This is a genomic window from Streptomyces sp. NBC_00076 (genome assembly GCF_045041235.1).
Lineage (GTDB): Bacteria > Actinomycetota > Actinomycetes > Streptomycetales > Streptomycetaceae > Streptomyces.
Map to the genome: position 1 here is coordinate 5,520,123 of NZ_CP108242.1, position 12,714 is coordinate 5,532,836.

Below are 12,714 nucleotides of genomic sequence, written 5' to 3' on the forward strand. Positions count from 1 at the left end.
CCGCGCCGGCGCACGCCGCCCTAGGCTCGTGCCGAGATGGAGACGACACGCAACTGGCTGCTCCCCGCGCTGCTCGCGACCGGACAGATCGCCTGGCTGTGGCCCGGAGCCGGCTTGGTCGGCGCGGACGTGCCCGGGGCGGCGGCACTCATCGCCGTGCTGGGCGCGGTGGTCGTGGAGACGGCCGCGCTGGGCCGTCGACGGCAGGCGCCGGTCCGGGCCCTGGTCTGGTCCCTCGGCGCTCTCCTGCTGGGCCAGGTGGCCTGGCAGGACGGCCACTTCGGGGTGGGTACGCCGGTCGCGCTGTATTCGGTCGCGGTCCGCTGCCCCGTGTCCGTGACCGTACGCGCGGTCGCCGCGGCCGTGGCTGTCGAGTGGCTCCTGTCCCTCATCCACGTCGGGGCCCGACCCGCGCTCGCCTCGGAGTGGGCGCTCGGCGCGCTCCTGTACGTCGTCTGCGCGGGGCTCGGTGAGGCCCGACGGCAGTGGCTCAAGGGGCGCTCGCTCGCGGCCCGCCGGCTGGTCGGCGCGGAGCAGGCCCGGCGGCGGGCGGGCGACACCGAACGGCAGCGTCTGGCTCGCGAACTCCACGACGTGAGCGCCCATCACCTGACGTCTGTCGTCATCACGGCCGACGCCGCACGACGACTCGCCGCCCGCAGGCCCGAGTTGACGGCCGAGGCGCTGTCGTTCGCCGAACGCACCGGCAACGAGACCCTGACGGCGTTGCAACGGCTCGTCGGACTGCTGCGCGACGTCGACCATCCGGATCCCCGTCCGATGACCGCGCGCATTGAGGAACTCATCGCCGGATTCGGCCGGTTGGGGCGTCCGATCGATGCCGTGCTCCCCGGCGACCTGGCCGGTCCGGCGGCCGAGGCGGTCCACGGGATCGTCCGTGAGGCCCTGACGAACGCCCTGCGGCACGCCCCGGGTTCCGCCGCGCACGTCAACGTCCTGCGCGGTGAGGGTGTCCTGGAACTGAACGTCGACAACGCTCCCCCGCGCGGCGCGGCACCGGACGGCGTCGACGGCGTCGACGGACTGGGGTCGGGACGCGGCGTCGTGGGGATGAAGGAGCGGGCCGCGGCCGTCGGTGGGGAGCTGACGGCCGGCCCCGCCCCCGACGGTGGCTGGCGGGTCCGGGCCACGCTGCCGGACGTCACGGGACCGTGGGGTCCGTCCGAGGGCGTGGGCCGGCGCGGCGTCCTGCGGGAACAGCGGCTGGCCGACCCCGCGCTGGTGTTCGTGGCCACGCTCCTTCCCCTGGTGTTCGCCCTGGTCACCGTGGAGGAGTGGACAGGCGCGAGCCTGCGCGCCGCGATGCCCGGCCTGCTCGTCGTGGCCGCGCTGCTGACCGCTCACGCGGTGCCGCTGCTGTGGCGGCGGCGTGCCCCGTGGGCGGCGCTCCTCGGCGTGCTGGCCACGTCGTGGCTGTGGCCGGCGGCGGTCGCCGCGGCCGCGCTGCCGTCGCGGGTTTCCGAGTTCTTCGCCGGCGGAGCGCTCGTTGAACCGCTGGCGGTCTACGCGGTGGCGGTCTACGGCCGGGGAGCCGCCCGTACCTGGCCCGCGTGGTGCGCTGCGGCGGTCTCGCTCTCCGGGACCCTCGTCGCGACGGCGGGCGCGGACGGGGATTTGTCGGGCGGGGGCTCGATGGGGCCCACCGCCGTGGTGATGTTCGTGGTGTTGGCCGTGGTGCTGGCTGTCGTGTTCGCCGGCCTGTGGGGCGCCGGGCTCGCTGTGCGGCGCCGACGGCTGCGGATCCTGGCCTGGGACGACTTCGCGCTGGCCGGCGCGTTGTGGCACGCGGAACGGGCCGCGGACGCCGAACGGGGCCGGTTGGCGGCGAAGGTGCGTGACGCCGTCCTGCACCCCACGGCGGCACTGGTCGAACAGGCCCGGCAGGGGCGGTTGGACGAGGTGGCCGCCGGGGCCCGGTCCGCCCTCGCGGCCATGCGCGAAGTCCTGCACAGCCTGGGCGAGTCGGAGGATGACGGGCAGGGGCTCGCTCCGGCGCCCACCCTCGCGGACCTCGCCACGCTGTGCCGGACCGTGCACGCGGCCGGGCGCGACGTGAAGCTGCGGGGCCTGCCGGAGGCAGCGCGGGAACTGCCGCCCGCCGTGGCGCTGTCGACGTACCGCATCGTCGAGGCGGCGCTCGGCGCGGGTGATCGAGGGCCGGTGCGGGTCACACTGAGGCGACGGCGGGACGCCCTGCGCGTCACGGTGTCGGGCGTACCGCTGGCCGTGACCGGACCGGTGGCCGAACGCCTGAAGGTGCAGGTGGGGACCAGGACGACAGGGATCGGCCGTATCACTCTCGAACAGGCCGGTATCGTACGGGCGTTGCTGTCGATCCGGCCGAGTCCGGCGCCCGTCCAGGAGGTGTCCCCGTCGTCACACGCGTGATGGTCGTCGACGATCAGGCGGTGGTCCGCGCCGGATTCGTGGCCATCGTGGACGCCGAACCCGATCTGACGGTGGTCGCCGAGGCTGGTGACGGGGCGTCGGCGGTGTCGCTCGCCGCCACCGAGGCGCCCGACCTCGTCCTGATGGACATCCGCATGCCCGGCATGGACGGGCTCACCGCGACCCGTCTCATCACCGCGCAGGATCGCCGGCCGCGAGTCCTCGTCCTGACCACGTTCGACCTTGACGCCCACGTGTACGAGGCGTTGCGCGCCGGGGCCTCGGGGTTCCTGCTCAAGGACGCCCTTCCCGAGGACCTGCTGTCCGCGATCCGCGTGGTCGCCACAGGGGAGGCCATCCTGGCCCCTACCGTGACCCGCCGGCTCATCGACACCTTCGCGCAGGGCGCCCCGCGGCCGCCGTCCGTGACGGGTGCGCTGTCCTCCCTGACGCCGCGCGAGAGGGAGGTGCTGCTGCACATCGCCTCGGGTCTGACGAACGCCGAGATCGGGTCCGCGCTCGGAGTGACCACGGGCACCGTGAAGACCCATGTGAACGCCCTGCTGTCCAAGCTGGGCCTGCGGGACCGGGTGCAGGCCACGATCCTGGCGTACGAGAGCGGGCTGGTCAGGCCGATCGGAACGGCCTGAGCGCGGGAGTCACGACCGCCTCTGCCCTGACCCTTCACGGGATTGCGGCAGTGTGTCTTCGATTCCTGCTGAACCCGCGAAAAACCGGGCCGCGTTCTGAGGGCCGTCTTTACGTGGGGGCCTTGGCGGCACCGCAACGTGAGGCCAGTGATAGTTCGGCGATCCCGATCCAGCGATGGCGAGCAGGACGAACAGAAGAGGGAGCGATATGGCAAGCAGGAGACCGAGCAGAGACCAAATGTCACTCATGAGCACCCCTATAAAGCGATAAGCAAGGGCATTGGGTCTCTGAGGGTTGCATCACCGTGAGAGCCACACCAGGGCGCCCATGGCTCACTTACCTGGCGCTCCGTTTGGGATATGCGCCCCCTGACTCCGCAAGGACAGCGGCTGGCGTTCCGGCCCGCCCGCGGCTCAGTGGTCGTCGGTGATGGTGGTCGCGATGCCGTTGCTGATCTCGACCTCGGCGGAGAAGCCCTTCTTGGCGGCCGCCTCCAGTTGGGCCTCGGTGCACTCGACGCCGCCCTCGCCGCCCGGCCCGGTGTTCACGGCATCGCAGATGTCGTCGTAGCCCATGATCTTGGTGTCATCGGCGACGAGGAACTGCTGCTCGGTGCCCTTCATGTCGGAGACGGTGTACTTGCCCGGCGCCAGGTAGGAGACGTTGCCGAACCAGGTTCCGTCGACGCCCTTGCCCTTGTTGATGCCCTCGACGACGGTCTCGCGGGAGTCGGAACCACTGCCGGAGCCGGACGCGGAGTCCTGCTGGGTGCCGCGCCGCTCGGTCACCAGGGTCGCGACGCCGTTCTTCATCTCCACGTCGGCGTTGACGGCACCCTTCTTGACGGCCGACTCCAGCTGGTCCACCGTGCACGGCGCGTCCACCTTGGACCCCGCCTCGCCGCATATCGTGCCGACGCCGTAGACCTCGGTGTCGTCGGCGACCCAGAACTGCTGGTCGTCCCTGCCCGGTACGGACACGATGTACTTGCCCGGGGCGAGGTAGGTGACCTTGCCGTTCTTGAACGAGCTGCTGACGCCCTTGGAGTTCTTGGAGTCCTTGGCGTTCTTGGAGCTGGACGCCTTCTCCGCGGCCGCCACCGGGCTCGCCTGGTCCGCCGAGCTCTTGCCGGACGAGCTGTCGGCGGTGCCGTTCTGGCAGGCCGTCAGCAGCAGTCCGGCGGTGATCGCGGCGGTGGCGAGGACGGCCTTGCGCAGGTGGCGGTTCTTCACGGGAGGTTCCTTCCGAGGTGGGGAGTAGCAAGGAGCCGGCGGCGTTTCCGCCGTTTCCCGTTCTGTGATCACTATGAGGCCCCCCAGAGCCCGCAGGTCACGCCCGTCGTCCCTTCAGGACACCGCCGTGGCACAGCCGTGACACAGCAACACCTCGGCTGTGGAGGCCAGTTACTCGACAGCACGGTCCGTCACGCCAAGGCGAAGGTCGCCTGCGCCCGCTTCGCCGGCCAACCGCAGGGCATCGGCGGCCAGTTGGTTGCTCGCCTGCCCGCTCGCCCCGTGGTGAGGCGCCAACCGTCAACTGGCCGCATCGACGGTGCGAAAGATGCGGTTGAGATGGTCGTCCAGGATCGCGGCGGCGGACTCGGGACTGCGCTGGCCGACGAGGATGCTGGTGCCGAGCCCCGCGGACATCGCAAGCAGGCCGGCCGCCGCCAACTGTGTGTCCACGCCGGACTGCAGCAGACCCGCCGCCTGTGCCTGCCGGAGGATGTCGGTGAGGGCGCCTTCGGCGGCGTCGGGGTTCTTGATGAAGGGCTGGGCGGCGAGCGTCTGGTCGGTCACGGCCAGAACGGCGTACGAGGTGTAGAGGTGATGGAAGGTACGGCTCTCCTCGCCGGTCGGCAACGCCGTCATCAGCAGCGCCTCGACCGTGGTGCGCGGCCCCGGGCTGTCCCCTGCGGCTCGGATGCGGGCGGAGAGCCGCTCCCCGAATTTCTCGGACAGGTGCTCCAGCCCGAAGAGCAGCAGCTTCTCCTTGGTCTCGAAGTAGTACTGCACCAGCCGCAGTGACACGCCTGCCTCGGCTGCCACATCGCGCATCCCCACGGCATGCAGCCCGCGTCGCCCAGCGACCCGCACGAGCGCCTCCGCGATCTCGGTGCGCCGTTCCGCATGGTCCACACGCTTGGGCATCGGCTGTTCTCCGCTCATCGTCCGCTGGGCCTTCGCCTGCCATCTTTGATGGTACAGCCGTATCAATATCGTGATACGTTCGTACCACGAAGCCGAATCCCTCCGGAGGTGGCCGTGCCCGAGACAACTGCCCGCACCCAGGCCGACGTCGGCCGCTACGTGAGCGACGCCCGGCGCGGCCGCTATTTCGCCGCCTGCGACGCCGTCTACGCACTGGGAGCACCTGCCCTCGCGGAACAGGATGTGGAGACCTCGTTCGGCATCACCCACGTGTACCGCTACGGGCCCGCCGACCCCGCGGCCCAGTCCCGTACTCCCATCGTCCTGGTGCACGGAGCGGGCTCCTGTTCCGCCATGTGGTACCCGAACACCTCCGCCCTCAGCGCCGACCGCCCCGTCTACGCCATCGACACCCCGGGCGATCCCGGACGCAGCGTGCAGCGCGAGCCGATCCACCAGCCCGAACGTGCCGCGCAGTGGCTGGACGAGACGCTCGCCGGGCTCGGGCTCGAACGCGTCCACCTCGTCGGCACCTCGTACGGAGGCTGGCTCGCCCTGAACCAGGCGCACCGCAGGCCCAAGCGCCTCGCCTCGGTCACCCTGCTCGACCCCGGCGGCCTCGAGAAAGTGGGGTTGCGCTTCTTCGTCTGGATCTTCGCCGGCCTCTTCGCGACCTTCGCGCCCAAGGCGCTGCGCCCGCGGCTGGCGGCCTGGCTGGAACAGCCGGTCCTCGTCATGCCCGAGCTGCGCACGATGATCAGGGCGGCAGTCCGTGCCTACCGCATCCGCCGCCCGGCACCGCTTCCCCTGTCCGAGGCCGAACTGTCCACCGTCCGTACGCCCCTCTACCTGGTGCTCGGCAAGCGAAGCCTCCTGCTGCACCCCAAGCGGCAAATGGAGCGCGTTCCGCGCCTGATATCAGGTGCCCGGGCCGAGATCATCACCGGCACCGGGCACGGACCTCAGATCGACCACGCGGAGGAAATGAACCGCAGGATGCTGAACTTCATGGCCTCCGTCGACTGACAACCGCCGAGCGGACGGGCAATCCAGTCAGCCGGGGTGGGCGTCGGGAAACCATCCAGAAGGCCGGCCCCGCTTCCCCTGTATCGGTGGTAGAGGGTGGATCAGCGGCAGGAGCAGGGCGACGTCCTCGCGTCCCGCCGCCCCCCCCGGTCGGCATCCTCGACACACGGGGCGTCGGCAGCGCCGACCAATGTCGCGGCGGCAATGGCTGGACGGAGATGCGCCGTCCTCGCATCCTCCCCGCCCCGGTCGGCTGGCGAGACCGCCACCATCAAGGCTGCAGGATTTCCGAATTCCGGGGGCGGAATCACTGGTTCGGCTCCATTCCCCTTTCCCTTCCGTCCCTGGCCCAACTACGGCCCTACGGTCCTCGTAAGGAAAAGTAGAGCAAGTCGAAATTCCGTCAAGAAGTGCGATCGGTTATTTTAGGACTTTACCTTCCGGAGAAACCGCGTAATCGTTTCTCCGTATCTACGATCTCCTGCTATGACCGACATTTCATGGGACAACTCCGCCACCCGTGCGCGCTGGCAGACGTGTCTCAGGCTCGCCCGCGAACTCCTCCTCGTCGGGCGGGACAACAAAGACCTCAAGCTCAGCTATCTCCTCACTCTGATAGACACGGGCCGCCTCGGCCCCACTCACCATCCGCGCAAAAAGATCCTCATCATCGGCGCCGGCATCACGGGCCTCGTCACCGGCCGATTACTCAAGGACGCCGGCCGCGACGTCACCATCCTGGAGGCCAACGCCAGCCGCGTCGGAGGACGTATCAAAACCTTCCGCGCCACCAAGCACCATCAGCCCTTCGACGACCCCGCGCAGTACGCGGTCCTCCGGCGGTAGCGCAGGCGAGGCGGTTGACCACAGGCCGGCCCGAAACCTCCGGTGCCGCCGTTCAGGTCAGAGGTGCGCATGCGTGGCGCCTTCGGGCTGCAGCCGTGCACGGCCACCTCGATGCTGTCCGGGTGCGCGGTCAGGTCCAGAGCGCAGGTGCGCTGCCACCGTGATGCGGGGCGTTGGCGACGAGCTCCGAACGACCAGGACCCCACGGTGTCGGCAGCCTCGGCTGCAATCGCCGGTACGAAAACTTGGAGGAAGTGCCGGGCGCTGTCGCGCGCCCGCGACGGATGTAGCGGAGCGGGCGGTTGCGACGTTGCCGCTCACCGTGTCCATCAGGTCACCCTGGTCTCTCATCGTCTGCGCCCAGTCTTCCGCCGCCGTTCGGGGCGGGTTGTCTCACCGTCGAACGCGCGAAAATCTATGGTGACTGGAGTAGACATTGGGTGGCGTCATGGTTATGGTTTCTCTCGTAGCCCAGAGAGACGGCAGGGCCTGGCAGACACGAACTGCCGGGCAGCAGTACCGCAGTTGAAGTTCGCAGGACGGTGCGGTGGTGGAGTTCCGAAGCCAGGGTTGTTGCAGGGCGGCGACGGGACTGACGACCGGACCGGGTGGCCCGCAGTGATCAGGGGCCGCCGTGAGCAGTACCGCAGTGGCAGTACCCGTAAGTGAAGTTCGCAGTTCCCAGCAGTGATGTCAGTGAGCAGTACCTCGGTGAAGGCGTCGGCTGCGGGCGCGCGCACCGGGAGGTTCGGCAGTGGGGTTCCAAGCCAGAGCAGACGCAGGACGGGCGACGGGGCTGGCTGCCGAAGAGTGGCGCTTCGTGAGGCCACCAGTAGTTCGCAGTATCAGCAGTGCGAGCAGTACGCAGTACCCGTTTGGCAAGTAATGGGTTCAGAGGGAAGAACGGAGGAGCCGAGCGCCATCAGGATCGCCCGGGCGGAAATCTTGAGCCCGGGTACCGCAGGACATCGATAGTGAGGTGGTCTCCGGTCGAGCAACCGCGATCCCCGCGCCCCCGACAGCGTCTCGATCGGGTCGGCGGACACAGAAGGTCGGCGCAGCACTAGGGCCGGCAGATGGTGTAGCAGTTCCTTCGGGGCCCTGGTGCCGTACGGCACCAGGGCCCCTCCACGCGTTCCACAGAGAGGTGAGATGACAGCAGGCGATTCCTTCGGCCGTCTCGACGACGACGATTACCCCGCCTACACCATGGGTCGAGCTGCCGAGTTGCTCGGCACCACCCCCAACTTCCTCCGCGCCCTCGGCGAAGCCCGCCTCATCACCCCGCTCCGCTCCGAGGGCGGACACCGCCGCTACTCCCGCTACCAGCTGCGGATCGCCGCCCGCGCCCGGCAACTCGTCGACCAGGGGACTCCCATCGAGGCCGCCTGCCGCATCGTCATCCTCGAAGACCAGCTCGAAGAAGCCCAGCGCATCAACGCCGAGTACCGCCGCGCCGCATCCCGGCACACGGCCGGTATCTGACCCGCGGTCCGCAGCGCCGGGCCAGGCCGCACTGTTCCGCCGATTTCAGAATACGAGCGCATGACCGCCGAAGACACTCAGCCGCCGGCACACGGGCGCGATCCCCAGCCCTGCCCCGGCACCACTCCCGACGCCATGCGCACTCCCGCGGTCGATGCGCCTGCCGGCCCAACCGGTCGGCCGGCTGCCGCCGCCAGCCTGGAAGGTGGGGTGGAGCGCGCGGCGACTGCGCTGAAGCCGAGGATGCGCGGCTGGCTGCATGCCGGCGTGTTCCCCCTCGCGCTGGTCGGCGGCATCGTCCTGATCACCGTTTCACGCTCGGCTGCGGCCGTGGCGGCCTGCTCGGTGTACGCGCTGTCTGCCTGCCTGCTGTTCGGTACCAGCGCGGTCTACCACCGCGGAACGTGGGGTCCGCGTGGGGAGGCGGTCCTGCGGCGGCTGGACCACGCGAACATCTTCCTGATCATCGCCGGCACCTACACCCCGCTGGCGGTACTGCTGCTGCCCACGGACCGGCAACGGGTGCTGCTGGCCGTGGTGTGGGCGGGTGCCCTGGCCGGCATCGCCTTCCGCATCCTGTGGATCGGGGCTCCCCGGTGGCTGTACACCCCGTGCTACATCGCGCTGGGCTGGGTGGCCGTCTTCAACCTGCCCGACTTCGCGCGCACCGGCGGCACCGCGGTCGTCGTACTCGTCATCGCCGGCGGTCTGCTCTACACCGCGGGCGCCGTCGTCTACGGACTCAAGCGCCCCGACCCCTCACCGGCCTGGTTCGGCTTCCACGAGATCTTCCACGCCCTGACCATCGCCGCCTTCACCGCGCACTACACGGCCATCCTCCTGGCAGCCACGTGACCGCGTTCAAAGGCAGGCCCAAGCGCATGACTCCGGGTGTCCCGCCCGCACATGGTCAGAGAGACTGGTGGGCGAGGGGGAGCTGGTGGAGTCCTGAGCGTCATCGAGAGGTTTCCGGTTCTACGATCTCCGGTACACCGGACACACGCTGTCGACGCGCTCAGGTGCCACCCTCAAGGACACGATGGTCCGCGCAGGGCATCCTCGGAGAAAGCCGCTGATCTATCAGCACTCTGGCGACGAGCGACAGCAGGAAGTTGCCGCCGGGCTCGACGCGACCGTACGCAAGGCACGCCAGGAAGCTGCTGCCGTGCCAGAAAAAGGTGCCGATGATCCAGACGATCAGCGTTCTGGCACGAATCTGGCACGCGGCGAGTGATCGCAGAGCGCAGCAAAAAGGCCCGGGTCGATGACCTGGGCCTTCTTCGTGGAGCGGGTGACGAGAATCGAACTCGCACTCTCAGCTTGGGAAGCGACGGCGCTTGGGTGGGTTCTATGGCTCTGACCAGCGCAGTTACCTGATTCTTGGGGTGGTCGTGTGGGTTGGATCGCACCGCTGTTGACCGTGATTTTCCGTCCTTACGGGCACGCTGTGGGCACGACTCCCGAGAGAGTGGTCTCGGGTTGGGGCCACGGGCCTCGGGAGGATTCCGCGTTCCGGTGTCTCGAACCCAGGACCGCCGTGGTTGCGGATGCGTATGTGTGCCGGACTCCGGTTCTCTCGCCTATTGCGAGCTGTTGCTTCCAATGTCCCGCCGAGTACCGGTCTCAGCCGTGCCCGCAGCCGGTGCACCGGTAGCGGCCCTGTTCGGCGGACGGGACAGGTTCGAACAGCAGCACGTTCTCGCACACAGCTCAGTCACGGGAAAGAGCGAGCCGGGCTGAGGCCGGGAACCGGAAGAAGGGCCGGAGCCCATGGGCGGTTTCTAGGGATCGGCCCTCCATCATGCGCACATCGATCAGGCGGCGACGGACGCGGCCTCGCCGTGGATCAGACCGATGACCTCGACCAGCTGCGCGACGACCTCGGCATCGTCGGAGGGGTGCGTCTCGGCGAAACGGACCACGGAACCGGCGATGGACGGCTTGGCGTCCTCCAGCACCCTGGCGCCGACGATGCCCGCGGCCTTGCGGGTCGCGTTCTGCGCCCAGACGCCGCCGAACTGGCCGCGCTCAACGAGTGATCGGGCGCTCCCGCGTGTCTTCCGGGAGCAGGGAGTGTTCCTGGCCTGTCACTCAGTAGGGCTCGGAGTCTCCGGTGCCGGGAGCAGGCGTCGCAGCAGGGACTCCTCCAGCTCGATCAGGACGTCTTCGCTGCCGGCGACGGGGCTCGGCAGGGTACGCCACAGGACGAGCTGGCCGTGCAGGGCGGTCCACAGGTGGATGCCCAAGTCCTGCGCCTCCGCCCGACGGTCGGGGGCTGCTTCGGTGAGGTAGGCGTCGGCCGTATCGGTCCACGCCTGGAGCACGGTGCCGATGGGGTGGTCGGCGGAGGGATGGTGCTGGGGCTCGTATTCCAGGCTGAACATCAGTCGGTAGCGGCGGGGCTTGTCGATGGCGAACCTGCGGTAGGCCGTGACGGTGGCCCGCGCGCGCGCCCACGGGTCCGCGCCTGCGGCGGCGGCCGACTCGCCGGCCTCCCTCATCGCGACGGCCAGTGCGCGGTAGGTGGCGTCGAGGACGGTGGAGACCAGGTCGGCCTTGTCCTTGAAGTGCCGGTAGACGCTGGGCGCGGAGATGCCGACCTCGCGGGCGACTCCGCGCAGGGAGAGCGCGTCCTCGCGGCCCGTCTCCTCCAGGATGCGGGTCGCCGCGTCGAGGATCTCCTGCCGCAGCCGCTCGCCCTCGCCCCGCACATTGGGTACCCGCTTGACCTGCGACTTCATGGCCCCCTCCTCGCTGCCGGCAGCAGCCTACCGACCCTCGGTGCACTCCGCCTCCGGCAGTCGGCGCTTCGTCAGGTCCGATACCGGCTTCCGACCCCTCGGTTAACGGTGTTAGTCTAACAATGCTTCGACTAACGGCGTTAACCGATGGTGGAAAGGCACAGTCATGGCCTCGTCTCCGAATGTCCCCGCGTTCACGCTCACCCGCCCGCAGGACGCTCCCCTGGACCCCCCGCCGCTGTATGAGCGGCTGCGTGAGGAACAGCCCGTCACGCGTGTCTCCCTGTGGGAGGGGCGCCTCACTCCGTGGCTGGTGACCCGCTGGGAGGACGCCCGGGCGGTACTGGGCAGCCCGGCGTTCAGCTCCGACCCGACGCGCCCCGGCGCACCCAACTTCAAGGAAGATGAGCAGCCGGCCCCGCGCGGCTTCTTCCAGAACTTCGACGACCCCATCCACGCGACGATGCGGCGCACCCTGACCCGCGAGTTCATGATCAAGCGCATCGACGCGCTGCGCCCGGCCATCGCCCGCCTGACCGACGAACTCCTCACCGACCTGACCGAGCTGAGCGGCCCCGCCGACTTCGTGGAGCACTTCGCGCTGCCGCTTCCCTCCCTGGTCATCTGCGAACTGCTCGGCGTCCCCTACGAGGAACACCCGTTCTTCCAGGAGCAGTCGAAGACCCTCGTAGACCTGAACGCCACGGGAGAGGAGGCCGCCCGGGCGTTCGCCAACCTCGGCGAGTATCTGCTGCGCCTCGTGCAGACCAAGCGCGCCACCCCCGGCGACGACGTGGTCACCCGGCTCGCCGCACAGGTGGACGAGGGCGTCATCACCGACCAGGACGCCGCCGACCTGAGCGCCTTCCTGCTGTTCGCCGGGCATGAGACGACGGCGAACATGATCGCGCTGAGCACCATCACCCTCCTCAACCACCCCGACCAGATCCCGCACCTCCTCGGCGGACCGGACCAGGTCGCGAGCGCGGTGGAGGAACTCCTGCGCTACCTGTCCATCGTGCACGGCGGACTGCGCCGCACCGCCATCGACGACGTCACCATCGGCGGCGTGACCATCCACGCGGGCGAGGGCGTGATCATTCCCGTCCACGTCGCCAACCGCGACCCGGAGTTCTTCACGAACCCCGACGACCTCGACCTGGAGCGTGCAGGCGTCCGCCGGCACCTGGCCTTCGGCTACGGCATCCACCAGTGCCTGGGCCAGCCGCTGGCCCGCGCCGAACTTCAGATCGTCCTGCCCGAGGTCTTCCGCCGGCTTCCCGACCTGAAGATCGCCGTACCGATGGAGGAGATCGCCTTCAAGGAGGCCACCGCCGTCTACGGAGTCCGCGAACTGCCCGTCACCTGGTGACCGCAACCCCCCGATCCCCCCACCGAGAGCAGGG

The 12,714-nt window shown here is 69.4% G+C and carries 10 protein-coding genes and 2 pseudogenes; 8 read left to right on the plus strand and 4 right to left on the minus strand.

Going from position 1 to position 12,714, the window contains the following annotated elements; all coding sequences use genetic code 11:
• Window positions 1-36 precede the first annotated feature (36 nt).
• Window positions 37-2,409 carry a histidine kinase gene (locus tag OHA64_RS25095; RefSeq protein ID WP_405616729.1) on the plus strand — a complete coding sequence of 791 codons (2,373 nt, stop codon included), beginning with the start codon at window positions 37-39 and terminating at the stop codon, window positions 2,407-2,409.
• Window positions 2,409-3,059 (plus strand): response regulator, encoded by a 651-nt coding sequence (locus tag OHA64_RS25100; RefSeq protein WP_405624093.1) that lies wholly within the window; start codon window positions 2,409-2,411, stop codon window positions 3,057-3,059. The genes OHA64_RS25095 and OHA64_RS25100 overlap by 1 nt, the downstream gene beginning before the upstream one ends.
• A 414-nt stretch (window positions 3,060-3,473) precedes the next feature.
• Here the strand turns inward: OHA64_RS25100 and OHA64_RS25105 are convergent, their stop codons facing one another.
• Both OHA64_RS25105 and OHA64_RS25110 read right to left on the minus strand, forming a co-directional pair.
• Window positions 3,474-4,292 (minus strand): hypothetical protein, encoded by an 819-nt coding sequence (locus OHA64_RS25105; RefSeq protein ID WP_405616731.1) that lies wholly within the window; start codon window positions 4,290-4,292, stop codon window positions 3,474-3,476.
• Window positions 4,293-4,592: 300 nt separating this feature from the next.
• Entirely contained in the window at window positions 4,593-5,210 is a 618-nt protein-coding gene (locus OHA64_RS25110) for a TetR/AcrR family transcriptional regulator (protein ID WP_405616733.1), read from the minus strand.
• Window positions 5,211-5,324: 114 nt separating this feature from the next.
• Between OHA64_RS25110 and OHA64_RS25115 the strand changes: the two genes are divergently transcribed.
• From OHA64_RS25115 to OHA64_RS25135, 5 genes and pseudogenes are all read left to right on the plus strand, one after another.
• Window positions 5,325-6,236: an alpha/beta fold hydrolase gene (locus OHA64_RS25115; RefSeq protein ID WP_405616735.1), complete on the plus strand. Its 912-nt coding sequence runs from the start codon at window positions 5,325-5,327 to the stop codon at window positions 6,234-6,236.
• 486 nt (window positions 6,237-6,722) lie between these two features.
• A complete protein-coding gene (locus OHA64_RS25120) occupies window positions 6,723-7,082 on the plus strand; it encodes an FAD-dependent oxidoreductase (RefSeq protein ID WP_405616737.1) in 360 nt (119 codons plus the stop codon).
• A 1,152-nt stretch (window positions 7,083-8,234) separates the two neighbouring features.
• Window positions 8,235-8,567 carry a MerR family transcriptional regulator gene (locus OHA64_RS25125; RefSeq protein WP_405616739.1) on the plus strand — a complete coding sequence of 111 codons (333 nt, stop codon included), beginning with the start codon at window positions 8,235-8,237 and terminating at the stop codon, window positions 8,565-8,567.
• A 60-nt stretch (window positions 8,568-8,627) separates the two neighbouring features.
• Window positions 8,628-9,422 (plus strand): hemolysin III family protein, encoded by a 795-nt coding sequence (locus OHA64_RS25130; protein WP_405616741.1) that lies wholly within the window; start codon window positions 8,628-8,630, stop codon window positions 9,420-9,422.
• A 109-nt stretch (window positions 9,423-9,531) separates the two neighbouring features.
• A pseudogene (locus tag OHA64_RS25135) lies at window positions 9,532-9,801 on the plus strand (site-specific integrase); the annotation flags it as partial.
• A gap of 580 nt (window positions 9,802-10,381) precedes the next feature.
• On the opposite strand, the pseudogene OHA64_RS25140 reads toward OHA64_RS25135, so the two are convergent.
• Together OHA64_RS25140 and OHA64_RS25145 are read right to left on the minus strand one after the other, a co-directional pair.
• Window positions 10,382-10,591, minus strand: a pseudogene (locus OHA64_RS25140) (FMN reductase); the annotation flags it as partial.
• 63 nt (window positions 10,592-10,654) lie between these two features.
• On the minus strand, window positions 10,655-11,308 hold the full coding sequence (locus OHA64_RS25145) for a TetR/AcrR family transcriptional regulator (protein WP_405616743.1): 654 nt from the start codon (window positions 11,306-11,308) through the stop codon (window positions 10,655-10,657).
• 166 nt (window positions 11,309-11,474) lie between these two features.
• Here OHA64_RS25145 and OHA64_RS25150 point away from each other — a divergent pair, with 166 nt between their 5' ends.
• The gene (locus tag OHA64_RS25150) at window positions 11,475-12,680 is read left to right on the plus strand and encodes a cytochrome P450 (RefSeq protein WP_405616745.1); all 1,206 of its coding nucleotides are present in this window, start codon (window positions 11,475-11,477) and stop codon (window positions 12,678-12,680) included.
• Window positions 12,681-12,714: the final 34 nt, after the last annotated feature.